This is a genomic window from Ideonella sp. (assembly GCF_041914305.1).
GTDB lineage: Bacteria > Pseudomonadota > Gammaproteobacteria > Burkholderiales > Burkholderiaceae_C > Ideonella.
This window is the reverse complement of the sequence record NZ_JAYSDQ010000018.1, coordinates 139,235-162,300: the sequence shown is the minus strand read 5'-3', so window position 1 is coordinate 162,300 and position 23,066 is coordinate 139,235. Positions and strand designations below refer to the sequence as shown.

The 23,066-nt window shown below is 69.9% G+C and carries 18 protein-coding genes; 9 read left to right on the top strand and 9 right to left on the bottom strand.

What is annotated here, in order from left to right; genetic code table 11:
- The 6 genes from ACE3SG_RS22245 to ACE3SG_RS22220 form a co-directional block, all read right to left on the bottom strand.
- Positions 1–386: ExbD/TolR family protein (locus tag ACE3SG_RS22245; protein ID WP_374568410.1), on the bottom strand; the 386-nt coding region annotated here is incomplete at its 3' end.
- 1 nt (position 387) lies between these two features.
- A complete protein-coding gene (locus ACE3SG_RS22240; protein ID WP_374568409.1) occupies positions 388–1,017 on the bottom strand; it encodes a MotA/TolQ/ExbB proton channel family protein in 630 nt (209 codons plus the stop codon).
- 44 nt (positions 1,018–1,061) lie between these two features.
- On the bottom strand, positions 1,062–2,600 hold the full coding sequence (locus ACE3SG_RS22235; RefSeq protein WP_374568408.1) for a hypothetical protein: 1,539 nt from the start codon (positions 2,598–2,600) through the stop codon (positions 1,062–1,064).
- The gene (locus ACE3SG_RS22230) at positions 2,597–5,035 is read right to left on the bottom strand and encodes an FtsX-like permease family protein (RefSeq protein WP_374568407.1); all 2,439 of its coding nucleotides are present in this window, start codon (positions 5,033–5,035) and stop codon (positions 2,597–2,599) included. Before ACE3SG_RS22230 ends, ACE3SG_RS22235 begins: the two co-directional genes overlap by 4 nt.
- On the bottom strand, positions 5,032–5,718 hold the full coding sequence (locus ACE3SG_RS22225) for an ABC transporter ATP-binding protein (RefSeq protein WP_374568406.1): 687 nt from the start codon (positions 5,716–5,718) through the stop codon (positions 5,032–5,034). The genes ACE3SG_RS22230 and ACE3SG_RS22225 overlap by 4 nt, the downstream gene beginning before the upstream one ends.
- Positions 5,715–6,974 carry an efflux RND transporter periplasmic adaptor subunit gene (locus ACE3SG_RS22220; RefSeq protein ID WP_374568405.1) on the bottom strand — a complete coding sequence of 420 codons (1,260 nt, stop codon included), beginning with the start codon at positions 6,972–6,974 and terminating at the stop codon, positions 5,715–5,717. The genes ACE3SG_RS22225 and ACE3SG_RS22220 overlap by 4 nt, the downstream gene beginning before the upstream one ends.
- 104 nt (positions 6,975–7,078) lie before the next feature.
- Between ACE3SG_RS22220 and ACE3SG_RS22215 the strand changes: the two genes are divergently transcribed.
- Both ACE3SG_RS22215 and ACE3SG_RS22210 read left to right on the top strand, forming a co-directional pair.
- Positions 7,079–7,645: a response regulator gene (locus tag ACE3SG_RS22215; RefSeq protein ID WP_374568404.1), complete on the top strand. Its 567-nt coding sequence runs from the start codon at positions 7,079–7,081 to the stop codon at positions 7,643–7,645.
- Complete coding sequence (locus tag ACE3SG_RS22210; RefSeq protein WP_374568403.1) at positions 7,635–8,801, top strand: PAS domain-containing sensor histidine kinase; 1,167 nt, start codon at positions 7,635–7,637, stop codon at positions 8,799–8,801. Before ACE3SG_RS22215 ends, ACE3SG_RS22210 begins: the two co-directional genes overlap by 11 nt.
- A gap of 15 nt (positions 8,802–8,816) precedes the next feature.
- Here ACE3SG_RS22210 and ACE3SG_RS22205 read toward each other — a convergent pair whose 3' ends face one another.
- Entirely contained in the window at positions 8,817–9,449 is a 633-nt protein-coding gene (locus ACE3SG_RS22205; protein ID WP_374568402.1) for a hypothetical protein, read from the bottom strand.
- A 353-nt stretch (positions 9,450–9,802) separates the two neighbouring features.
- Between ACE3SG_RS22205 and ACE3SG_RS22200 the strand changes: the two genes are divergently transcribed.
- Positions 9,803–10,978 (top strand): sialidase family protein, encoded by a 1,176-nt coding sequence (locus tag ACE3SG_RS22200; RefSeq protein WP_374568401.1) that lies wholly within the window; start codon positions 9,803–9,805, stop codon positions 10,976–10,978.
- Between the two features lie 164 nt (positions 10,979–11,142).
- Complete coding sequence (locus ACE3SG_RS22195; protein ID WP_374568400.1) at positions 11,143–11,805, top strand: CAP domain-containing protein; 663 nt, start codon at positions 11,143–11,145, stop codon at positions 11,803–11,805.
- Here the strand turns inward: ACE3SG_RS22195 and ACE3SG_RS22190 are convergent.
- The gene (locus ACE3SG_RS22190) at positions 11,772–13,115 is read right to left on the bottom strand and encodes a lytic murein transglycosylase (protein ID WP_374568399.1); all 1,344 of its coding nucleotides are present in this window, start codon (positions 13,113–13,115) and stop codon (positions 11,772–11,774) included. The genes ACE3SG_RS22195 and ACE3SG_RS22190 overlap by 34 nt on opposite strands.
- 82 nt (positions 13,116–13,197) lie before the next feature.
- Here ACE3SG_RS22190 and ACE3SG_RS22185 point away from each other — a divergent pair, with 82 nt between their 5' ends.
- Positions 13,198–14,793: a flavin monoamine oxidase family protein gene (locus ACE3SG_RS22185; protein WP_374568398.1), complete on the top strand. Its 1,596-nt coding sequence runs from the start codon at positions 13,198–13,200 to the stop codon at positions 14,791–14,793.
- A gap of 55 nt (positions 14,794–14,848) precedes the next feature.
- Complete coding sequence (locus tag ACE3SG_RS22180) at positions 14,849–16,021, top strand: hypothetical protein (protein ID WP_374568397.1); 1,173 nt, start codon at positions 14,849–14,851, stop codon at positions 16,019–16,021.
- A gap of 37 nt (positions 16,022–16,058) precedes the next feature.
- Here ACE3SG_RS22180 and ACE3SG_RS22175 read toward each other — a convergent pair whose 3' ends face one another.
- Positions 16,059–19,271 (bottom strand): exo 1,3/1,4-beta-D-glucan glucohydrolase, encoded by a 3,213-nt coding sequence (locus ACE3SG_RS22175; RefSeq protein ID WP_374568396.1) that lies wholly within the window; start codon positions 19,269–19,271, stop codon positions 16,059–16,061.
- Positions 19,272–19,557: 286 nt separating this feature from the next.
- Between ACE3SG_RS22175 and ACE3SG_RS22170 the strand changes: the two genes are divergently transcribed.
- From ACE3SG_RS22170 to ACE3SG_RS22160, 3 genes are read left to right on the top strand one after another with little or no spacing between them, the layout of a single operon-like run.
- On the top strand, positions 19,558–20,874 hold the full coding sequence (locus ACE3SG_RS22170; RefSeq protein WP_374568413.1) for a GH1 family beta-glucosidase: 1,317 nt from the start codon (positions 19,558–19,560) through the stop codon (positions 20,872–20,874).
- 29 nt (positions 20,875–20,903) lie between these two features.
- Entirely contained in the window at positions 20,904–22,136 is a 1,233-nt protein-coding gene (locus ACE3SG_RS22165) for an ABC transporter substrate-binding protein (protein ID WP_374568395.1), read from the top strand.
- A 15-nt stretch (positions 22,137–22,151) separates the two neighbouring features.
- On the top strand, positions 22,152–23,054 hold the full coding sequence (locus tag ACE3SG_RS22160) for a carbohydrate ABC transporter permease (protein WP_374568394.1): 903 nt from the start codon (positions 22,152–22,154) through the stop codon (positions 23,052–23,054).
- The last annotated feature ends 12 nt before the right edge of the window (positions 23,055–23,066 follow it).

Sequence of the window (23,066 nt, the reverse complement as noted above, 5' to 3'; positions counted from 1 at the left end):
TCGAACTGGCACAGGTCGAGCAGGTGCACGATCTCCTGGTAGGCGGCCTGGGTGTCGCCGTCGATGCGGACGGGCTGGGCCGGGTTGCGCGCGGCGGCGGCGTGCAGGCGCTCGCGCAGCACGACTTTCGTCACCCGCTCGCGGCCCCAGTACACGCCGCCCTTCGCGTCGACGCCGAGCACCAGCAGGTCGGGCGCGGCGGTCGCCTTGTCGAGCGAGATCGCCGATTGCGGCAGCGTGATCGGCAGTTCTTTCAGGGGCTTGCTGTCGTCCTGGTGCTTGAACGACGTGGCCACCATGAAGAACATCAGCAGGAAGAAGATGCAGTCGATCAGCGCGATCAGGCTGATCTCGGGCTGCTCGTCGTCGCCAAGGTCGATGCGCATGTCAGTGGCTCCCGGGGCGCACGCAGGCGTCGAGCACGTGTTCGAGTTGCTCTTCGAGCGCCAGGCCGCAGGTCACCAGCCGGTGGCGAAAGAAGTGGTGCAGCGCCAGCGACGGCAACGCCACCGCCAGGCCCGCGGCGGTGTTGACCAGCGCCTTCGAGATGCCGCCGGCCAGCAGCGAGGCATCGCCCATGCCGCCGGTGAACGCGATCACGTGGAAGGCCTCGATCATGCCGACCACCGTGCCGAGCAGGCCGACGATCGGCGCCACGGTGGCCACCACCGCCAGCGGGTAGGCGCGTTGCTGCTGCGCGCGCAGCGAGCGCGAGGCGACCTCGCCGGCGCGCGCCGCCAGCACCTCGGCCGACCAGCGGCTGCGGTGCGCCACGAGAAAGCGCAGCGTGCGGGCGAACACGCTGTCGTGCTTGACGAGCGCCTGCTCCAGCTCGTCGAAGCGGCCGGCCTGCCACAGCGGCACGACCTCGTCGGCCAGCGCCGGTGGCACCACCGCCGCCGGGCGGAAGCGGTGAAAGCGCTCGAGCGCCACCGCGATCGCCAGCACCGACAGCGCGGCGATGACCCAGATGCCGGCGCCGCCGGCGGCCAGTTGTTGGAAGAAGTTGAACTGCACGGTCAGGCCTTCGTGAAATGAAGAGGGGAAAGGGGGTGGGGGCGTCAGGGCGCCAGCACGACGGAGAAGAACGCCCGGTCGCGGTCGTTGAACAGCTTGACCAGCAGGCGGTGGGTGCCGCGCTCCAGGTGCACGCGGCGGTGGCCCTCGGCCAGCGCGAGGCTGGCGACCTGCTCGTCGGGCAGGTAGTAGGGCGGGCGGAACCAGGGCTTGTCGCCGGGGGCGCCGGTCCAGATCTGGCGTCCGTCGAGCCAGAGTTTCGAGTCGTCGTCGGCGGCGATGTCGAGCCAGATGTCGCGTGCCTCGTCCAGGCGCAGCTCGGTGTAGGCGTAGTACACCGCGCGCTCCGCGCGATCGGGCGGGATGAACGGGTAGAAGCCGCGGCTGGCGTACTGCCAGCTGACCGGCTGCCCGCCCATGCCGGTGTAGATGCCGTCGAGGTCCACGTCGTCTTCGGGCGGGTGCACGGTGTCGATCGGCGCGGCGCCGGTGGCGGCGAAGGGGCCGATGACGTACCAGCTGTCGAGGTAGACGCGGGTGGCGAATGCGCCGCCGGGGCCGATCACGCGGCCCGCGCCGGTGCGCAGCGTGGTGGGTTCGACCTGCGAGGGTTGCAGGTGGCGCACGAGGTTGACCTCGCCGGTCGTGCCCGAGCCGACCTGGTGCGTGCTCTTGCCGGTGAGATCGAGGCTGCCGCCGGGCACGATCACCGACGGGCCGGCGATGGGCGCCAGGTCGTCGGCCTTGGCGATCCAGCCGCCGTCCACCCCGCGCACCGTTTCACGGTTCACCGAGCGGCCCCCCTCGACGCCGGCGATGCCATGGCGGCCCTGGGTCTTGCCGTTGCGCATCATGGCCTTCACCTGTTCGAGCCGCGACCGCGGGATGCCGTCGGCCTGCACCGTCTGCCCGGTGGAGCCCGAGGCCGGGTTGGCCGGCGCCGACGCCGCGGTGACGGGCGCCGGGCCGTACTTGCGCGGGTCGGCGCTGCCCAGGCGCACGCCGTCGCGCTGGGCTTCGAGCTGCGCGCGTTGGGCCTGCAGCGCGTCCTTGGCCTTGCGCTCCAGCCTGGCGATGGCTTCGGCCGGTGTCGCGCCGGGCTCGGGCTTGGGCTCGGACGCCGCCATCGCCTGCACCGTGCGCATCGCGTCGGTCAGCGGCATGTCGGCCAGCCGGGCGAGGGCGGCGGCGCGCAGCTTGCGTTGCGCCTCGTCGATCGAGGCCGACAGCGCCTCGGCCTGGGCGGCCAGGGCCTGCGGCGAGCTGTCGCTCAGGTCGGCAGACGGTGGCGGCGTGTCGCCGGCGGCATCGGCCAGCCGGTCGCGGATCGCCTGCATGCGCTCGACGCGCCGGCGCAGCTCGCGTGCCTCGGTCTGGTCCATCTGCTGCCGGGTGCGGGCGACCGCCGCGGCGGCCGAGCGCGCGCGCTCGTTCTCGCCCAGGCCCGGCAGGCTCAGCAACAGCAGCACGAGCCCGCCGTGCAGCACCAGCGAGCCGGGCAGGTAGGGGTGCTCGGCGAGCCGGCGCCGCAAGCGGTCGAGCAGGCGGTCGCTGACGCGAAAGGTCTTCTGGCCGTGGATCACTGCAGCGCCTCGATCGGTTGCAGTGCCAATGCCAGCCGCACATGGCGCACGGCCGACAACGCGGTGACAACGACCGTGGCAGCGCTGGCGGCGAGCAGCGGCGCGACCAGGCCGATGCCGCTGCCGACCCGGTCGACGAAGCCGGCGAGGTAGAGCTCGCCCAGCCATGCCGCCAGCGGCAGGCCGATGAGCGTTGCGATCAGCACCGGCCCGGCGAACTCGGCCATCACCTGGCGTGCGATCGCCAGGTTGTTGGCGCCGTGCAGGCGGTGCAGCACCAGCTCGGTCCGCCGGCGGCGCAGCGTGTCGGCCACCAAGGCATACGCGCCGGACACCGCCACGCCCACGGCCAGCAGCGCCACCGCGGCCAGCATCGTGGCGAACTGCGCCTCCTGGTGATAGACCTCGCCCAGCTGCTCGTCGGCCGACTGGACCACATGCGGCGCCTTCGGCCCCAGCGCGGCCCACAGTTCTTCGACCGCCTGGTGCAGCGTGGCCAGGTCGGTGCCGTGGATGCTCAGGTCCCACTGCGGCTTGTCGCTCAGCAAGAAGCCTTGCGGCATCGCCGGGTCGCGCGCCGATTCGAGCTTCACGTCTTTCACCACCGCGACCACGCGGCGCAGCTCGTCGCCTTCTTGCAGGTAGCCACCGCCGCCCCGCAGCTGCGCGCCGACGGCGGCCTGCGGGTCGGCAAAGCCCAGCAGCCGGGCGGCCTTGGCATCGATCACCATCGCCGTCTCGCCGCGCCCCACCTGCGGCTTGCCGGCCAGCACCGTCATGCCCCAGGTGTCGAAGAAGCTCGGCGACGCTGTGGTCAGGCGCAGCACCTGCTTGTGCCGGCTGGGGCTGACGACCAGGTCCTGCCGGCCGCCCGAGGTGTCGCGCGCCGGCCGCATGTCGCTCATGGCCCAGTGCTGCACGGCCGGGTGGTGATCGAGCGCGGCGGTGAACGCATCGAGGTTCGGCACCAGCTCGGGGTTGATCATCACGCCGAGCCACAGGCGGTTGTGGGTGTCGAAGCCACGGTCGGCATGCAGCAGGTGCTGCTGCTGGGCGGCGAGCACGCCCGCCAGCGACAGCAGCATCAGCGCGCCGCCGAGTTGCACCGCCAGCAAACCCTGGCGCACACGCCGGCCCCAGGGGCCTTCGCTCGCGGTGCGGCCTTGCAGCGCCGGCGCGGGCGGGCGGCGCAGCGCGAGCCAGGCCGGGCCGGCCAGCGTCAGCGGCCACAGCAGCAGCACCACCGCGGCCAGGCCGCCGAGGGCGAGCGGTGGCAGCGGGTCGGCCAATGGCAGCGCGGCCGGCAGGTTCATCCAGCTGCCCACGGCCGGTGCGACCCACCACGCCAGCAGCAGCGCGCAGGCAGCGCTCGCCAGCAGCGGCAGCAGCGCCTCCAGCGCCCACAGCCTGAGCAGGGCGCTGCCGTCGGCCCCCAGGCTGCGGCGCAGCGCGGTCTCGCGCTGGCGCTGCAGCAGGCCGGCGGTCAGCAGGTTCATGTGGTTGAAGGCGGCCAGCATCAGCAGCAGCGCGCAGGCCGCGCCGAGCGCGGTGGCCAGCATCCAGGTCATCTCGTTGAAGTCGCCTTCGAAGGGCAGGCGGGTCAGCGGCAGGCCGCGAAAGTATGCCGCCTCGCGGCCGGTGCGCCAGTCGGGGGGCAGGTCCTGGTACAGCGGGCTGGTGGTGAAGGCATCGTGCATCCAGCCGCCCACCTGGTCGGCCGAGCGGCCCGGCTGTAGCCGCGCGTAGACACGGCCATTGACGAAATACAGCGCGCGGCGTTCGGCCTCGGTCTTCGAGTTGGCCTGCGAGTCGTAGCCGGCGATCAGGTCGTGCGGCTGGCCGAACATCGCGCCGTTGTCCAGCGGGCTGCGCGGGTCGAGGTCGGGGATCACCGCGGTCACGGTGTAGACCACGCCGCGCACGTCCAGCGTCTTGCCCATCGCCTCGCGCGGCGGCAGCGCGCCCCAGAGCCGGCGCACCAGGCGCGGCGTGACGGCCACGCCATCCCGGCTGGCCAGCGTGGCCTGCAGGTCGCCGGCCAGCGCCTTCAGCCCGAACAGCGGCACGATCTCGGGGTCGGCCAGCAGCGGGAAGACCTGTTCGAGCCGGTCGCCCACCGATACGTCCATGCCGTCGTTGGTGGTGCGGGCGATCAGGTCCAGCGGCACGCCGCGTTGCTTGAGCATCGTGCCGAACGACAGCGGCGACGCGGTGAACCACGGGCTGGGCTGGCCCGGTGGGTTGCCCTTGAAATCGAGCACCACGACCCGGTCGGGCTCGGGAATCGTCGGGTCGAGCGACGACAGCGCGATCGCCAGCAGCGCGACCATCAGGCTGGCGGTGAACGCCAGCGTGAGCCCGGCCACCGAGACCAGCATCGCGGTGCGGCGATGGCGCAGGCCGCTGCAGGCGTCTTTCAGCAGGGCCAGGCTCATGCCGCCAGCTCCGCACAGGCATCGACCAGCACGCGCCCGTCGAGCAGGCGCACGCTGCGCGAGGCGAGCGCGGCGTGCTCGGTGCTGTGGGTCACCATCACCAGCGTCGCGCCTTCGTCGTTCAGCTCGCGCAGCAGGTGCATCACCTCTTGCCCGTGGGCGCTGTCGAGGTTGCCGGTGGGCTCGTCGGCCAGCAACAGTGCCGGCCGCGCGGCGATGGCGCGGGCGATCGCCACGCGCTGTTGCTGGCCGCCGCTGAGCTGGCTCGGGTGGTGGGCGGCGCGGTGGGCCAGGCCCAGGCGCTCCAGCACCTCGGCCACGCGGGCGCGCTGGGCTTTCTCGGCCAGCGTGCCGTAGCGCAGCGCGAGTTGCACGTTGTCATGCACGCTCAGCTCGTCGATCAGGTTGAAGCTCTGGAACACGAAGCCGATGCGCCCGCGCCGGATCGCGGCGAGCTCGCGCGGGCTCTTGGCGGTCACGTCTTCGCCTTGCAGGCGGTAGCTGCCGCTGGTGGGCCGGTCGAGCAGGCCCAGCAGGCCCAGCAGCGTCGACTTGCCGCAGCCCGACGGGCCGGTGATCGCGACGTATTCGCCGGCTTCCACGACCAGGTCGATGGCGTCGAGCGCGGTGGTCTCGACATCGCCGGCGCGGTGGCGCTTGGTCAGTTGCTTGAGTTCGATCATGGCAAGGCGAAGCGTTCGGCTTCGGAAGGGGGTTGGGAAATCAGCACCTCGTCGCCCGCCTGCAGCCCAGCGACGACCTCGACCTGGCCGGCCGCGCGGCGGCCGAGCTGGACCTGGCGGCGGTGCAGCTCGTGGCCGTCGCGCACATACAGCGTGGCCTGCACGCCCGGGCCTTCGGCCAGCAGCAGCGCGGGCGCCGGCTTGTCCAGCTGCAGCCGCAGGTCCACCGCCTGGCCCGGGCGCAGGCCGGCCGGTGGCTGGGCGTTGCCGGGCCAGCGCAGCAGCACACGAACCTTGCCGCCTTGCACCTGGGGCAGTGTCTGCGCCAGCGCCAGCTCGCCGTTGGCGCTGGTGGCCACCTGGCCGGCATGCAGCCGGGGCAAGTAGAACTCGTCGACATCGGCGGCCAGCTGCAGGCCGCCGGCCGGGTCGTCGATGCGCCCCAGCCGGTCACCCGGCTTGACGCTGGCACCCACCTGCAGCTGGAAGCCGCTCAACTGGCCGGCGATCGGCGCGCGCTGCAGCAGCCGCTCGCGCGAGCGGCCCAGCAGGTCGAGCCCACGCTGCAGGCCGCGCACCGCGCGCGCCATCTCGTCGAGCGACTGCTGCTGGGTGTCGGCCTCGACACGCTGGTCGTGCCGTGCCTGTTCCAGCAATTGCGTGGCCAGGCGCTGCTGGCGCTCGGCCTGCTCCAGCGCGGCGGGCGAGACGAAGCCGGCGGCGGCGAGCTGCTGCTGCCGCTGGTGGTCGGCCTCGGCCTGCTGCTGCGCGGCCTGCAACTGCGCCAGCTCGCGCCGGTTCTGCGCCAGGCGCTCGGCTTGCGCGCTGCGTTGCACCGAGACGTTGGCCATCTGCTGGGCGACCTCGGCGCCACGCTGCATCAGCAACTGCTCTTGCTCGGGGCTGTGCAGGCGGTACAGCGGCGCGCCCGCGCCGACCTTGTCGCCATCGTGGGCGAGCACCGCCTCGACACGGCCGGCCTCGGGCGCATCGAGCTGCACCGAGCGCATCGGCTCGACCCGCGCGCGCAGCGCCAGCTCGTCGCGAAACTCGCCGGCGTGCACGACGGCCAGCTGCGGCGTGTGGATCGTCTGCAGCCTGGATGGCCGCCACCAGGCCAGTGCCGCGGCGCTGGCCAGCGCGAGCGCCGGCAAGACGATGCGCCACGCCACGCGCCGCGTGGGCGGCAGCGTGCGGTCCATCGCGGCGCCGCTGGGCACGCGGTGGGTGGCGGGGGCAGGTGAGGGCGCGGTCATCAGGCTTCGCAGCGTCGGGCCTGGCGCGGCGCCTGCCAAGCCCCCTGTCCGCTTCCGGACACCCCGCTGGCGCGCGGCCGCACGGGGCTGCGAAGATGCGTGCCGTGCCCGACCCCACGATCCTCTTGCTCGACGACGACCCTGATGTCGGCCTGGCGGCCCAGTTGCTGCTGCAGCGCCGGGTCGCCCCCGTCACCTGCCTGCGCCGCCCGGCCGAGCTGGCCGCTGCGCTGGACAGGCAACGCCCGGCGCTGCTGCTGCTCGATCTGAACTTCGGCCCCGGCCGCACCGACGGCGCGCAAGGCCTGCGCCTGCTGGACGAGGTGCTGGCGCGCCCGGCGGCACCCGCGGTGGTGATCATGACCGCCTATGCCGACATCGAGCTGGCGGTGCAGGCGCTCAAGCGCGGCGCGTTCGACTTCATCACCAAGCCTTGGGACAACGTGCGCCTGGTGGCCACCTGCCGCGACGCGCTGCAGCGCTTGTCGCCGGTGCCAGATGGCGAGCCCCCGGCGCCGGTGGCCGAGCCGGTGCGCTCATTGGCGGCGCAAGAGCGCGCCGCGGTGCTGGCGGCGATGGCCGAGGCGCAGGGCAACCTCAGCGAGGCGGCCCGCTTGCTGGGCCTGTCGCGCGCGGCGCTGTACCGGCGGCTGGACAAGCATGGCCTCTGATCGCCTGCGCGTGATCGGCGCGGCGGTGCTGTGGCTGGCGGCCGGGGCGGTGGCCCGGGCGGCGGGCCCGTCGGCGCGGGCCTGGGTGGGCGCCGCCGTGCTCGCCCTGGCCGGCTTGGGGCTGGCCTGGCCGTTGAGCCGCCGGCCGGCGCCGTTGGCCGCCACCCCCGAGGCGCCGCCGTCGGCCGACAGCCACCGCCTGGCGGTGCTGCAGGCCCAGCTCGAGCACCTGCCGGTCGCCGCGTGGGTGCAGGTCGACGAACGCCTGTTGCCCTTGAGCAGCCGCGCGCGCCGGCTCGAGGCGCCCGGCGGCGTGCGCGACCACGCGGCCTTGCGCGCCCTGTTGCGCGGCGCCATGCACAGCGGCCCGGTGGTGCTGGACACCGAGCGTGGCAGCGAGCGCTGGCAGTTGCGGCGCCAGCCCCTGGCGCTGGACGGCCAGGCTCAGAACCTGCTCGTGCTGGTGCCGCTGGAGCATGAGCTGGAGACCGAATCGCTGCTGGCCTGGCAGCAGCTCGTGCAGGTGCTGACGCACGAGATCATGAACTCGCTGACGCCGATCAAGAGCCTGAGCCAGACCGCGCAGGTGTTGCTCAGCGAGCCAGGCGCCGAGGGTGAGTTGCGCTTGGCGCTAGATGCGATCGCGCAGCGCGCCGAGAGCCTGTCGACCTTCGTGCGCACCTATCGCCGTGTCAGCCAATGGCCGGCGCCGGAGATGGCGCCGGTCGACCTGCGCGAGCTCTTCGCCCGCCTGCAGCAGGCCGTCGGGCCGGGCTGGGCGGCCCGTGGTGGCGAGGCCACGTTCGAGCTGGCCTCGCCCAGCCTGCGCCTGCAAGCCGACGAAGGGCAGCTGGAACAGGCGCTGCTGGCGCTGCTGAACAACGCCGAGCAGGCCACGGCCGACGTGGCCGCGCCGCGCCTGTGGGTGCAGGCCCGCCAGGGCCGCGGCGGGCGGTTGCAGATCAGCGTGCGCGACAACGGCCCCGGCGTGCCCGCGGGGCTGGAGCGGCAGATCTTCCTGCCGTTCTTCAGCGCGCGTGAAGGCGGCCAGGGCATCGGCCTGACGGTGGTGCGGCAACTGGTCAACGGCATGGGCGGCCGCGTGCGCCATGTGCGGCCGCTGGAGGGTGGGGCCGCGTTCGTGCTGAGCTTCTGACGGGCCCCGCGCGGCTCAGCTGGCCTTGCGGTTGGGCCCGCGTTTCGGCCGCGACGATTTGCTGGCCTCGCCCAGCGCAACGCGGGTCTCGATCTGCCGCGCCAGCACATAGGCCTCGGCCGCGCCGACCGACGGCAGGCGCGGCTGGCGCACGCCGTTGCGCTCGATCACGCCGCCGGCCAGGCATTGGCCGTCCTCGAACAGGTCGAAGCCGGTCTTGTCGATCGTCAGCGGCGGATGGGCGTGGTGCGGGCACGGCGTCAGGCACGGAAACCGCGCCGGCCGCGCGACCAGCTGGTGGCCGCCGAAGTTGACCGGGATCTCCTGCATCAGCGCGCGCTGGCCGGGCCGCTGGGGCACCGGCTTGGCCGGCCCCTGCTGGTGACAGGCCTGCCACTGGGCCCGCACCGCCACCGCGTGCGGACACTCGACCTCGGCACAGGTCAGCCGCAGCAGCACATGCTGCTCGACCCGTGTGCCATCGCACCAGAACTGCTCGCGCCGGCGGCCCTGCGCATCGATGCGCGCGGCCATCACCACCGTGTGCGTGCCGCGCCCGGTCGACACCACCGACGTCGCCTGCCCCCGCGTGCCCACGGGGGCGCCGTCCGGCACCTGGCGCCGGAGGTCGTCGATGAGTTGCAGCATGTTCACACCACGGACGATGCGGCGCCGGGCGGGCGGCGTCAAGAGGGAAATTTGGCACCGGCGGGTCTTGCTCAACGGGCGCGGCCGGCGCCAGCTGCCGGCTGTCCACCGGTTCTCGCGTTCATGCGGGCCATGGCCTGCCGATCGGCGGGTGGGCCGGGTGGCCGTCGATGAAGAAGTGATCGGTTCCGCAGACGGGTGGGCTGGCCTGGACGGGCGACCGCGGTGTGCTGTCGCTGGGTGGAACGAGTCAGAAAGATCAACAATGTGCTCAACAACTAACGCGTTAGTGGAACTGTAATTTGGCGCCCGAATAATCCCGATCTTCACTTTCACGTAAACCGGGAACCAACATGAAAGCAACCACGTCTTCACTCGTCCGAAGGCTCGCGCTATCCGCTGTCGCGCTCGTCGCTTCGTCCGCCGGGGCGAAAGACGTTCTGGTCTACAAAGAGGCGGACCCGTGGGGGCGCACACCGATCTCGGCCGATCCCGCGCAGCCTGGCCGCCTGGCCATTGGCGGTGTGGCCAGCCGGTGCCAGTCACGCAACGCTGTGCACTACTCGGACGATGGCGGCCTGCACTGGGTTCCCCGTTGTCTTCCGTTTCCGCCCGAGTCCTATTTTCTGATCGAAGAGCCTTCGATCGCGTTTGGCGAAACGGGCGCCATGCTGGCCGCCACTTCGGCTTACGACGGCCCCAACGAAGGGCTCTTCGTGGCGCGTTCAGAAGACGATGGCCAAACCTGGACGTGGACCGAGCTGTTCAGCCTGGAACACTTTCATGCGCGCGACGCGCTGATCCCGGCCGACCACCACCCGAAGAGCCCCTACAAGGGCTCGGTCTACATCGCCCACTCGACGAGCAGCGAAGAGGGTCAGGAACCACACGTCGCCATTTCGCGCGACGACGGCCGAAGCTGGTCCATCGCCAAGATACCGGCCTTGTCCAGCGCCACGGGTCTTGCCATCGACAGGCGCGGCCGACTCTTCCTGAACGACGCAGCGTCCCTGGCCCGCTCAGACGATGGCGGTGCGACCTGGCACGAGCTGGGCTTGGCCGCCGGCGGCACTGGCGGCGCGCTGGCCATCGATACGACGAATGGGCCGAGAGGCGGCACCCTCTACTTTGCTTCTCTCATGTCGACCGGCATGCAAAACACGGTCGTACTCTCTCGCTCCGAGGACGCCGGCGTGCACTGGACCGAAGCCCGACCTATCGCCACCGTGACGGGTGACCAGACCTCGCTGACGATCAGCGTCGGCCCGCAGGGCGAGGTGGCCGTGGCCTGGCTGGATCAACGCAGCGACCCCGAACACCTTCGCTATCAGCCATGGGTTGTTTTCTCACCGGACGGCGGGCTCAGCTTCGGGCAGCCGCAACCATTGGGCAACGACCTGACCACGCCGCCGCAGGGCGGCGCGCTGCGCTTGAGCCAGACCTGGTCGGGGCGCAGCCTGCATGCAGCCTTCCTGGGAACGGGGAAGCAGGCGCAGTTGACCATTCGCTCCGGCAAGACGAGGCCCTGAGGGACAGACTTGGTGCCCGAGGCGGCCAGCCCCGCGCAGAGCGCGACCGTTGACGTGCGGGCGCTTGCCCTTCGGTTTCCATTTTCAAGAGTTGCTTACCGTGCATGCGGCCGTGGCGATGTGATCATCCGGCCGTCATTTTTCGCATCCATCGAGAGAGAGCCATGCGCCTGCCCACACCGTGCCCGTTTTCCATCCGGCCGTTGGCCGCTGCCGCTTTGGCGGCGGCCTGTGGGCTGGCCCCGTGGGGCGCTGTGGCCGCCCCGATCGGGCCGGTGGTCTCGTCGGACCCGCCGGCGTTGGTGCGTGGCGTGGATGACGCCGCGGTGCAGTCGGGCGAGGCCGTCGCCGCCGCGCCGGCCGAGGCTTCGACGCTGGCCTCGGCCACCTGCAGCCAGAGCGGCACCAAGCCGTTCCGCCAGGAGTTCGTCAAGCTGACCAACAGCTACCGCGCCACCGGCCGCTACTGCGGCAGCACCTGGTACGCGGCCACCAAGCCGGTGGCCTGGGACAAGGCGCTCAAGCGCGCGGCCACCGGCCATTCGCGCGACATGGCCACGCACGACTTCTTCAGCCACACCGGCAGCGACGGCAGCTCGATGGGCGACCGCATCACCGATGCCGGCTACCGCTGGTCGGCTGCGGGCGAGAACATCGCCGCTGGCTACAACGACGCGGCCTCGGTGATGAAGGGCTGGATCGAGAGCCCGGGCCACTGCGCCAACATCATGAACCCGCGCTACGTCGACCTGGGCGTGGCCTGCGCCGAATCGGCCAGCAGCCAGTACCGCACCTACTGGACGATGGACCTGGCGGCGCCGCTCTGATCCGGCTCGGCTGACGCCGGCGGCTCCTGCAGGCGCTGCAGCAGCTCGAGCGTCGGGTAGCCGTCGGCCGGCAGGCCGACGCTGCGCTGGTAGCGCCACAGCGCGCTGCGGGTGGCTGGGCCCATCATGCCGTCGGCCGTGCCGCTGTCGAAGCCCCGCGCGCTCAGGCTGGTCTGCAGCGCCTGCATCTGGCTGCGCGACAGGGCCTGCAACTCGCGCGGCCACGCGGCCTGCACGCCGCCGCCGCCGTCCAGCCGCTGTGCGAGCAGGCCCACTGCGAGCGCGTAGTTGGTCGAGTTGTTGTAGCGCAGGATCGCGCGAAAGTTCGGCCCGACCAGAAACGCCGGCCCGCGCGCGCCGGCGGGCAGCAAGACCATGCCGTCGTTGAACACCGGCAGCGGCGAGCCGTCCATCGTCTGCACGCCTTCGGCCGCCCACTGCGCGCTCGGCTGCTTCACCGACGCATCGGCACGCGCCACATCGAACCCGTCGGGCAAGCGCACCTCGGCGCCCCACGACACGCCGGCCTGCCAGCCCGAGCGGGCGAGGAAGTGCGCGGTCGAGGCCAGCACGTCGGCCATGCTGCCCCAGATGTCGCGCCGGCCGTCGCCGTCGGCGTCGACCGCATAGGCGAGAAAGTTCGACGGCAGGAACTGCGTCTGCCCCATCGCACCTGCCCACGAGCCGATCATCTGCGCGCGCGCGATGTCGCCGTTCTGCAGGATCTTCAGCGCCGCGATCAACTCGGACTGCGCCCACTTCTCGCGCCGGCCGTCGAAGCCCAGCGTAGCCAGCGCGTCGATCGTCGGCGTGGTGCCGTAGTTGCTGCCGAAGTTGCTCTCGATGCCCCAGACCGCGAGCAGGATGCTGGGCGGCACGCCGTAGCGGGCTGCGGCGGCGTCGGCTTCGCTGCGCACCTGCTGCAGCCGCTCTTGCCCCAGCGCCACGCGCTGCGGGGTCACGATGGTGTCGACATACTCCCAGACCGTGCGGGTGAACTCGGGCTGGGCACGGTCGAGCTCGACGACCCGCGGCAGGTAGCGCACGTTGTCGAGCGCGTCGCGCAGCGTGGCCTCGCCGATGCCGGCGGTGCGCGCGGCGTCGCGCAGCGCGGCGACCCACAGGGCGAAGCGCTGCCAGCGTTGCTCTTCATCTGCACCGGCCGCCGAGGCGGCGGCACTAACGGGTGAAGCGGCCGGCGGGTCGAACGGCGGCAGCGGCGTCGAGGTGCAGCTCGACAGCGCGACGAAGGCCAACATCGCGACCGGGCGCAGGCCATGGCGCGACGTCAGGAAACCGGGAACATGCATGGGCTTGATTGTCGCCATCGCGCCGACCCTGGTGAAGGTGCGGAGAATCGCCCGGGGCACGGAAGTCCGACAATGCCGCCCCATGACCGAACACGACATCGTCATCGCCGGCGGCGGTATTGCCGGCCTGTATTGCGCGCGGCGCCTGGCCGATGCGGGGCACCGCCTGCTGATCCTCGAAACAGCGTCCGACCGCTGGGGCGGGCGCATCGAGACCGAAGACCTCGATGGCTTCATCGCCGAGATGGGGCCGATGCGTTTCGAGCCGACGCTGCAGCCGCGCTTCGCGGCGCTGTGCGAAGAGCTGGGGGTCGGCCTGACCCCGTTTTCGGGCCCCAGCGCCGACAGCAGCGTGGCACCCGACGACGAGTTGCCGCCGGAAGAGCAGGGCCTGAATTCGCTGCAGCTGCTGCAGCGCGGGATCATGCTGATCATGGGCCGCGCGCCGGGCGACCAGGCCTGGATCGACAGCCTGAGCGAAGACGACTACATGCGGCTGCGCAAGCACGCGCAGCTGCACGGGCAGCCGCTGTGGGCGACAGGCTTCTGGAACGCGCTGTCGGCGCAAGGCATCTTGAGCCACCGTGCGTTGGTCAAGCTGCGCGACACCGGGACCTTCTATCACATGATCCCGGAGAACCTGAACGCGATCGAGTGGATCATCTGGTGGCTGCGCGCGCTGAAGACGGTGGGCCGCGAGCTGGCCAGCATCGAGGGCGGCTCGGCTCGCCTGAGCGAAGGCCTGCTGGCCGACCTGCGCCGCCACCCGAACGTGACGCTGGCCGGTGGCCACACGCTGCTGGGCTTTCGGCCCGTCGGCCTGGGCAGCTCGACGCTGGTGCTGGACGTGCGCACGCAAAGCGGGGTCACGCAGTTGCACACCGAGCGGCTGATCCTGGCGCTGCCGCGGCTGCCGCTGGTCAAGCTGGCGTCGCACCTGCCGGCACACATCGAAGAGCAGCTCGACAGCGTCAACGGCTTTCCGATGTTGAAGGTCTTTCTCGTCAGCAACGCGCCCTGGTGGGACTACGACCAGCCGCCGCAGCAGCACGCGCACTGCATGCCCACACGCGAGGTGCACTACTTTCGCCGCCCGCGCGACAGGGACCATGACGGCCATGGCATGGTGCTGCTGTACATGGACCGCCCGTCGACCGAGTTCTGGCGCCACTACGTGACCGATTCGCAGCGCCACGACCGCGCCGAGGTCGACCTGAACCCGCGCATCGTCGATGCGTTCGCGCTGTTCATCGCGCGCGACGTGAAACGGGCGCTTGAAGCCACCGCGGCGCAGGCCGCGGCCGATGCGGCCGCGGGCGACCCGATCATCAACCTGACCGACCAGGCGCGCCGCATGTTCGAGCACATGAGCCTCGAAGAAGCGGCCGCGCACGTGCGGCAGTCGATCATCACCTACGGCATCCGCGACTGGGCGCGCGCGCCGTATGGCGCGGCCAACCACGGCTGGCAGCCGGGCGTTCGCTCGTGGAAGGTGATGGAGTCGTTCAAGGCCTTCGACTTCGGCAGCGGTGCGCGCAACGTGCACATCGTCGGCGAGGCCTATTCCGACTACCAAGGATTCATCGAAGGCTCTTTGAACAGCGCCGAGATGGCGCTGCGGACGATTCCGCCGGTGGACGCGCCTGACGACGGGCAGGCCGAAGTGGGGCGAAGCTGAGGGGGTGTCCAGCAAAAGCTGAGAGAGAAGTGATCGATCGCAATATTTCGTCTCGTTGACCATCCCCAGATTCGAAATGCCGTTCGGCATAACCTTGAGAGTCGCAGACACTTGCTGCGAAGCTCATCAAACCCAAATCTGGAGGATTCCCATGCAGGTCAAAATTGCGGCTCGTCTGACGGCCGCGTCGCTCGCGTTGATGTCACTTTGCGGCGCCAGCCTGGCGCAGGCACCGGCCTACACGGTGCAGCAGGTGCACCCGGAACTCGCTGGAATGTTCGGCAATTCGTTCAACAACAAGACCAGGATCGCGGCGACCATCAAGAACAAGAAGGGCAAGTACGTCGGTGCCGTCTGTGCGGCCGCGACATGCACCGAAGTGCCGGCGTTGGCCGGCGCCCCCAAAGGCAGCATCACGAGCGTCCGCGGGATCGAGCGGCTCGGCCATGTCGTCGGCAATTCACCGACGGCCCAGACGTATGCGCACGCCATCCTGTTCGACGGCGTCGAAACCAGGGACTTGGGTGCATTCCCCGAAGACGACTGCGGCGGCTGCTCGCTGATCAGCTACGCCCACGGCATCAATGACAAGGGCCAGGTCGTCGGCAGCAGCCAGACCGCCAACGGCGGCTTCCAGGCCTTCGTCTGGAAGGACGGCGTGATGACCAAGCTGCCGACGCTCGGCGGCAACGGCAGCGAAGCGGTCGCCATCAACTCGCGCGGCGTCGCAGCGGGCAGTGCCGAGCTCGATGAGTTCACCCGCGAATCGCATGCCGCCATCTTCCGCAAGGGGAAGGTGCAGGACCTGGGTGTATTGGGCACGGGCAGTGGTTCGACAGCCTTCGACATCAATAACTTCGATGTCGTGGTCGGCGACAGCACCACCGATGGCCCGAACGGCGTGCGACCGTTCATCTACAGCGCCGGCGAGATGAAGCAGCTGCCGCTGCCGGCCAACGCCTTGAACGGTTCGGCCTACCGCATCAACGACGCCGGCTGGGTGGTCGGAGGCTACCTGCCGATGGGCGATTCACACGGTCGGGCGTGGGTGAACGATGGCCACGAGGTCTATGACCTGAACAGCCTGATCCCGGCCGCCGACCAGGCCCAATGGATCATCAACGGCGCCACGGACATCAATGCATCGGGCCAGATCCTCGTGCACGCCACGAAGCCGTCGGACCTGCAGACGATCTACACGCTGATCCTGACGCCGACGGCGAACTGACGCGAGCAAGGCGGGCCCTCCCGGGCCCGCCTTTCGCTCACGGCGTCCGCAACTCGACGTTTCGCACTTGGAACGCCACCCCCTGCTGGTCGTCCCAGACCGGGAAGATGCCGAACGGGATGACGATGTTGTCGAGCGTGAAGCAGGGCGCGTTCTTCGTGCCCGCCACGTCGGCCACGGCCAGCGTCACGGTGTGGAACTGGCCGTCGGCCGGTGGCTTCACGGCATCGGGCAACACGTAGTCGACGTTGCGGCAGCCGTCGCCCGGGCTTTCCATCTTGATCGCCAGGCCCTGGGTGTTGGCGCCGTAGCTGCTCACGGCCACCTCGAACTGCAGCGTGCCGGCCGCATAGTTGCTGAGGTTGACCGCGCTGCCCTTGAAGTTGAAGGTGCCGTTGCCACCGTCGGCCGCGAAGTTCACGTCTGCCACGCCACCGGTCACGCTGGAGGTCACGTGGGTGCCGTTGCTGGACCAGCTGTCGATGGCGAGGTCAGCGTAGAAGCCTGTCGGCCCCAGCAGCGTGACGCTCGGCCCCGGCAGCGGGTCGATCAGCGGCGGCGGCGGTGGCGCGAAGTCTTCGCAGGCGTGGGTGTCGGCGTCGCCGGTGGCGTTGACCAGCCAGCGCACGCGCGCAAACGTCGCCGCGAAAGGCTTGTCGGTCTGCACCAGGAACGGCGTGTCGATGGCGCCGAAGTCGGCGCCCGCATCGGCAAAGCACGACAGCGGGATCTTGACCGTGGTCTTGGTGTTCAGCGCCAGCGCACCCAGCACGGCGCTGCCGTCGAGCTCGCCGCGGCAGGGGTAGCCGCAGTCGATGCGGATCTTCACGCTGCCCATCGGCGCCTGCTGCATCACGATGTCGAAGGCCAGCACCGCTTTCGCGTCCGGGTGGATGTAGCTCATCAGGTCTTGCGGGTGGCGCGTGCCGGGTGACTGCGGGTCGGCCGCCATCGCCTTGAACTCGGCCAGGCCGGTCCAGGCGATCTTCTTCGCGTCTTGCTGCACGTTGACCTGCGCGGTCTCCAGCGTCAGCGTGCCGTCGTCGGTGGTGAGCTTGGCGTTCAGGTCGTCGCCGACCGGCTTCATCCAGTTCGGCGACGAGCCGATGAACAGCGGGAAGGTCGCGCTCTGCGCCTGGTTGAACACCTCCAGCGGCTCGGTCGCTGCCGGGCCGGTGTTGCCGCTCTGGCCGCAGCCGAGCGTGGGCGTGGTCTCGTCGAGCGTCTTGCCCACCGCAGTACCCGGCTCGGCATAGCTCAGGCCGTACCCGAACGCGAACAGCGGGTCGTAGTCGGTGTCGCCCTTGTTCAGCGGCACCTGGCAGGCGGCCTTGGGCCACGAGTAAGAGAGCTTGCCGTTGAAGTCGACATTGACCGAGCCATCGGCCTTGCGGAACAGAACGTCTGCCACGCCCTTGCCCTCGGTGCCGGGCAAGAAGGCGGCGACGAACGCATCGCTGCGGTTCAGCTCCTTGTTCATCCACAGCGGCCGGCCGCTGAGCAGCACGGTGACGACCGGCACACCCTTGTCTTTCAGCGATTCGAGCAGCGCCAGGTCGGCCGGGTAGCGCTTGGCATGTTCCAGCGTGCCGGTGCGGCCGATGTCGCCGGCGCCTTCGGCATAGGGCGTCTCGCCGATCACCGCGATCACCGTTTTGTAGTCGGTCAGCGTGAGGCCGGTGGCATCGAGCGCGTAGGTCACGTTGTCCTCACCAGCTGCCTCGCGGATGCCGGCCAATATCGTGTCGCCGTTCGGGAAATCGGCGTTCGTGTTCGACGTGCCCTGCCAGGTGAGTGACCAGCCGCCGGTCTGGTTGGACATGCTGTCGGCGCTGCGGCCGACGACGAGGATCTTCTCGCCGCGCTTGAGCGGCAGCATGCCGCCGTCGTTCTTCAGCAGGACCAGCGACTTGCGCACCGCCTCGCGCGCCAGCTCGCGGTGCACCAGCGCCGTGGCGTCGCCCGCGCCGGGGCGTTGCGAGGGCTTGACCGCCACGCTCGCGCCGTTCTCGATCTTGAACAGCCCGGCGCGCAGCTTGACGCGCAGGATGCGGGTGACCGCGTCGTCGATGCGCGCCATCGGGATCTCGCCGGCTTCGACCGACGCGATCGTGTTGGCGATGAAGGCCTTCCAGTCGTCGGGCACCATCACCAGGTCCATGCCGGCGTTGATCGACACCGGGCATGAGGCGTTGGTGCAGGTCTTGGTGTCGCCGTTCGCGTCGGTGTACTGGACCTGGCCGATGCCGTTCCAGTCCGACACGATCAGCCCGTCGAAGCCCATCTTGGTCTTCAGCACGTCGGTCAGCAGGTACTGGTTGCCGTGCATCTTGGCGTTGGCGAAGGCCAGCGACTTGCCGTCTTTCGTGGTGCCGGTGAAGGTCCAGCTGTTGAACGAGGCCATCACCGTCTGGGCGCCGGCCGCCAGCGCCGAGTAGTAGCCGGCGCCGTGGATGTTCATCATGTCGTTCAGGCTGGCCTTGGTCTCGCCCTGGTCCTTGCCCTGGTCGGTGCCGCCGTCGCCCATGAAGTGCTTGGCTGTGGCCACGACGGTGGGCCGGCCCGACGACGTGAACGTGCCCTGCAGGCCGGTCACGTAGCGGCCACCGTAGGCGCCCACGATGCTCGGGTCTTCCGAGAAACCTTCGTAGGTGCGGCCCCAGCGGTCGTCGCGCACGACGGCCAGCGTGGGCGCGAAGGTCCAGTCGATGCCGGTGGAGGCGACCTGCCTGGCCACCGCGGCGCCGATGCGCTCGACCAGCTCGGGGTCGTTCGCGGCGCCCAGGCCGATGTTGTGCGGGAAGAGGGTGGCGCCGAACACGTTGCCGTGGCCGTGGACCGCGTCGGTGCCCCAGATGACGGGGATCTTCACCGCCATGTCGGTGTCCATCGAGGCCTGCCAGTAGGCATCGGCCAACGCCAGCCAGTCGCCGACGGTGGCGGTCTTCTGGTTGCCGGGCCAGGCGCCGCCACCATTGAGCACCGAGCCGATGTAGTACTGCCGCACCTCGTCGGGCGTGATGCTGGCGATGTTGGGCTGGGTCATCTGGCCCACCTTCTGGGCCAGCGTCATCTTCGCGACGATCTCCTTGATCGCCGCCTCTTGGGCGCTGTCTTGCGCGATCGCGCTGGTCACGTGTGGCCAGTCGTCCAGCGGCTTGGGCGGATCGGGGTCATCGTCGCCACTGCCGCCGCAGCCGTTGAGCGCGAGCACCAGGCTCGCCGCCGCCAAGGTCAACCACTTGTTCATCTTGTCTCCTCGCTGGGTTTGCTCGTGCCCGGCGATGGAACCGCTTCCAGTCGCACGGAGGGCGCACTCTGAAGACCTTATTGAATTCTTGCCAGTAGGTTAAATACTGATGAACGCCGCCCAAGCGCCGCTCCAACAATGCTTAACAAAAGATGAACGAAACCGCGGGTTCTTACCGTTCCGTTCATCTTGGGGTGTGTCGACAATTCACCGCACTGAAAGCGGTTTCAAATGGAGTGCCTTGCCCTTGTCGCCTGAGCTCGTTCTTCCGCCCGCCGGCTCGGCGATGTGGCGGCGCGACTTCGTGTTCGGCGCCGCCACCGCGGCCTACCAGATCGAAGGCGCGACCGAGGTCGACGGCCGCTTGCCGTCGATCTGGGACCACTTCGGCGCGGTGCCCGGCAACATCGCCAACGGCGACACCGGCGCGGTGGCGTGCGATCACTTTCACCGTTATGCAGACGACGTGGCGCTGCTGGCCGACCTGGGCTTTGGCGCCTACCGCTTCTCGATCGCCTGGCCGCGGGTCATCGACGAGAACGGGCGGTTGAACCCGAAAGGCGTGGCCTTCTACCAGCGCCTGCTCGACGCGCTGGACGCGCGTGGCATCGCACCCTATGCCACGCTCTACCACTGGGACCTGCCGCAACACCTGCAAGACCGCGGCGGCTGGCTGAACCGCGACACCGCCCACCGTTTCGCCGACTACGCCGACCAGATCAGCCGCGCGTTGGCCGGCCGCGTGCGGGGCTGGATGACCTTGAACGAGCCCTGGGTCTCGGCCTATGTCGGCCATGCCGAAGGGCGCCACGCGCCGGGGCTGCGCCGCCCGCGCTACGCGGTTGAGGCCATGCACCACCTGCTGCTGGGCCATGGCCTGGCGGTGCGGGCGTTGCGCGCCAACGACCGCGCGCCGGTCGGGCTGGTGGCCAACGTCAATGGCGTGACACCGGCCAGCGACAGTGCCGAAGACCAGCTGGCCGCCCGCCGCGCGCACGCCAGCAACAACCTGTGGGTGTTGGACGCGCTGTTCCGTGGCCGCTACCCCGCCGAACTGCGCGACCTGTGGCCCGACGCGGTGGCGCCGGTGCGCGGCGGTGACATGGAGACGATCTCGGTGCCGACCGATTTCGTCGGCATCAACTACTACTTTCGCGCGGTGGTGGCGAGCGACGGCGGGCACGGCTACGTCGTCACGCCGCAACCGGGTGTCGAGCGCACCCAGATGGGCTGGGAGGTCCACCCTGACAGCCTGCGCAGCCTGCTGGTCGAGTTTCACCAGCGCTACCCCGGGCTGCCGCCGATCTACATCACCGAAAACGGCATGGCCAGCGACGACCGGGTGCAAGGCGGCCGCGTGCACGACGAGCAGCGCATGCGCTATCTCGGCCGGCACTTCGCCGCGATCGACCAGGCGATGCAGCAGGGGGTGGACGTGCGCGGCTACTTCGTCTGGTCGCTGCTCGACAACTTCGAGTGGGCCTATGGCTACGACAAGCGCTTCGGCATCGTGCATGTCGACTACGCCACGCAGCAACGCACCGCCAAAGACAGCGCATTGGCGCTGAAGGCATTCTTTCAACAGCGCGCCGAACGCGCCTGACAATTCCGATTCCAGCAGGAGACAACGACATGAACCGAACCGCCACCCGCATCGCCATCGCTGTCGCGTTGGCATGGGGCGCTACTGCAGCCCATGCCCAAGCCAAGGCCGAGGTGATCCACTGGTGGACCTCGGGCGGTGAATCGGCCGCGCTGAAAGAGCTGGCCAACGCCTACAAGGCCGCGGGTGGCGTGTGGGTCGACAGCGCCATCGCCGGTGGCGAGGCGGCGCGCGCCGCGGCGGTCAACCGCATCGTCGGTGGCACGCCGTCGACCGCGGCGCAGTTCAACACCTCGAAGCAGTTCCACGACATCATCGACGCGGGCCTGCTGAACAACGTCGACGAGGTGGCCATCAAGAACGGCTGGGACAAGATGCTGCCCGCGCCGATCCTGAACGCGGTCAAGGTCCAGGGCCACTACTACGCGGTGCCGGTCAACATCCACATGCCGGCGTGGTTCTGGTATTCGAAGCCGGCGTTCGCCAAGGCCGGCATCACCGCCGAGCCGAAGACGCCTGACGAGTTCTTCGCCGCGCTGGACAAGCTCAAGGCCGCGGGCGTGGTGCCGCTGGCGCAAGGCGGCCAGCCCTGGCAAGAAAAGCTGCTGTTCGACGGCTGGCTGGCGCACGCCGGCGGCACCGAGCTGTACCTGAAGTTCTACCGCGACCGCGACGCGGCGACGGCGCAGGGCCCGGCGTTCAAGGCCGTGCTGGCGTCGTTCAAGCGACTGAAGGGTTATGTCGACGCCGGCTCACCGGGCCGCAACTGGAACGACGCCACCTCGATGGTCATCGCCGGCAAGGCCGGCGTGCAGCTGATGGGCGACTGGGCCAAGGGCGAGTTCCAGAACGCCCACCAGTCGGCGGGCAAGGAATACGGCTGCTTCCCGGGCTTCGGGCCGAAGTCGCCGTACATCATCGCGGGTGATGTGTTTGTCTTCCCGAAGACCACCGACCCGGCGCAGATCAAGGCCCAGCACCTGCTGGCCGACACCTTCACCGCCCCGGCGACCCAGGTGGCCTTCAACAACAAGAAGGGCTCGATCCCGATCCGTACCGACGTGGATGCGAAGGGCATGGACCTGTGCGCCCAGATCGGCCTGCAGGTGATGAAAGACCCGACGCGCCACCTGCCGAACTCTGAGATGCTGGTCGCGCCCGACGTGGCCGGCGCGCTGCAGGACATCATCACCAAGTTCTGGAACACCAACCAGAGCGTCGATGATGCGGCGAAGGCGATGGCGGGCGCCATCAAAAGCTGACGCCTCGGAGGTCTGATGTCGTCTTCGCGTCGCGGCCGAGGGCTGCGAAATGTCGCTGCCTATGCGGCCCTGCTGCCCATGGCGGCCACCGTGCTGCTGGCCTACCTGGGCACGATGGCCTGGTCGGTCAAGGTCTCGTTCACCAGCTCGCGCACGCTGCCGGTCGACAACTTCGTCGGCTTGATGCAGTACACCAAGCTGTTCGAGACCGAGCGCTGGATGCTGTCGTTGCAGAACATGGCGCTGTTCGGCGTCTTGTTCATCGCCGGCTGCATGGTGCTGGGTTTTGCGCTGGCGGTCTTCATCGACCAGCGGGTCAAGGGCGAGGGCGTGTTGCGCACCGTGTTTCTCTACCCGTACGCGATGTCGTTCGTCGCCACCGGCCTGGTCTGGCAGTGGCTGCTGAACCCCGAGCTGGGCCTGCAGTCCACCGTGCGCGGCTGGGGCTTCGAGAGCTTCACGCTCGACTGGATCGTGCAGCAAGATGCGGTGATGTACGCCATCGCGCTGGCCGCTGTCTGGCAGGCCTCGGGCCTGGTGATGGCCTTGATGCTGGCCGGCTTGCGCGGCATCGACGACAGCCTGTGGAAGGCGGCGCGCATCGACGGCATCCCGCCCTGGCGGGTCTATGTGTCGATCGTGCTGCCGATGCTCGGGCCCTCGATCGGCACCGCGCTGGTGCTGCTGTCGGTCGGCGTGGTGAAGGTGTTCGACGTGGTGGTGGCGATGACGCAGGGCGGCCCCGGCCTGGCCAGCGAGGTGCCGGCGAAGTTCATCATGGACAACCTGTTCGGCCGCGCCAACATCGGGCTCGCGTCGGCGGCGTCCACGGTGCTGCTGGCCACCGTGCTGGCGGTCGTGGCGCCGTGGCTGTATGCGCGGCACCGCGCCAGTGCCAAATCAGAGGCCCACGGATGAGCGCAGTGATCG

Excerpts from the sequence above, each read along its gene's own strand:
- ACE3SG_RS22230 (WP_374568407.1), bottom strand. The coding sequence starts at position 5,035 with ATGAGCCTGGCCCTGCTGAAAGACGCCTGCAGCGGCCTGCGCCATCGC.
- ACE3SG_RS22225 (WP_374568406.1), bottom strand. The coding sequence starts at position 5,718 with ATGATCGAACTCAAGCAACTGACCAAGCGCCACCGCGCCGGCGATGTC.
- ACE3SG_RS22220 (WP_374568405.1), bottom strand. The coding sequence starts at position 6,974 with ATGACCGCGCCCTCACCTGCCCCCGCCACCCACCGCGTGCCCAGCGGC.
- ACE3SG_RS22210 (WP_374568403.1), top strand. The coding sequence starts at position 7,635 with ATGGCCTCTGATCGCCTGCGCGTGATCGGCGCGGCGGTGCTGTGGCTG.
- ACE3SG_RS22205 (WP_374568402.1), bottom strand. The coding sequence starts at position 9,449 with ATGCTGCAACTCATCGACGACCTCCGGCGCCAGGTGCCGGACGGCGCC.
- ACE3SG_RS22200 (WP_374568401.1), top strand. The coding sequence starts at position 9,803 with ATGAAAGCAACCACGTCTTCACTCGTCCGAAGGCTCGCGCTATCCGCT.
- ACE3SG_RS22195 (WP_374568400.1), top strand. The coding sequence starts at position 11,143 with ATGCGCCTGCCCACACCGTGCCCGTTTTCCATCCGGCCGTTGGCCGCT.
- ACE3SG_RS22190 (WP_374568399.1), bottom strand. The coding sequence starts at position 13,115 with ATGCATGTTCCCGGTTTCCTGACGTCGCGCCATGGCCTGCGCCCGGTC.
- ACE3SG_RS22185 (WP_374568398.1), top strand. The coding sequence starts at position 13,198 with ATGACCGAACACGACATCGTCATCGCCGGCGGCGGTATTGCCGGCCTG.
- ACE3SG_RS22175 (WP_374568396.1), bottom strand. The coding sequence starts at position 19,271 with ATGAACAAGTGGTTGACCTTGGCGGCGGCGAGCCTGGTGCTCGCGCTC.
- ACE3SG_RS22170 (WP_374568413.1), top strand. The coding sequence starts at position 19,558 with ATGTGGCGGCGCGACTTCGTGTTCGGCGCCGCCACCGCGGCCTACCAG.
- ACE3SG_RS22165 (WP_374568395.1), top strand. The coding sequence starts at position 20,904 with ATGAACCGAACCGCCACCCGCATCGCCATCGCTGTCGCGTTGGCATGG.
- ACE3SG_RS22160 (WP_374568394.1), top strand. The coding sequence starts at position 22,152 with ATGTCGTCTTCGCGTCGCGGCCGAGGGCTGCGAAATGTCGCTGCCTAT.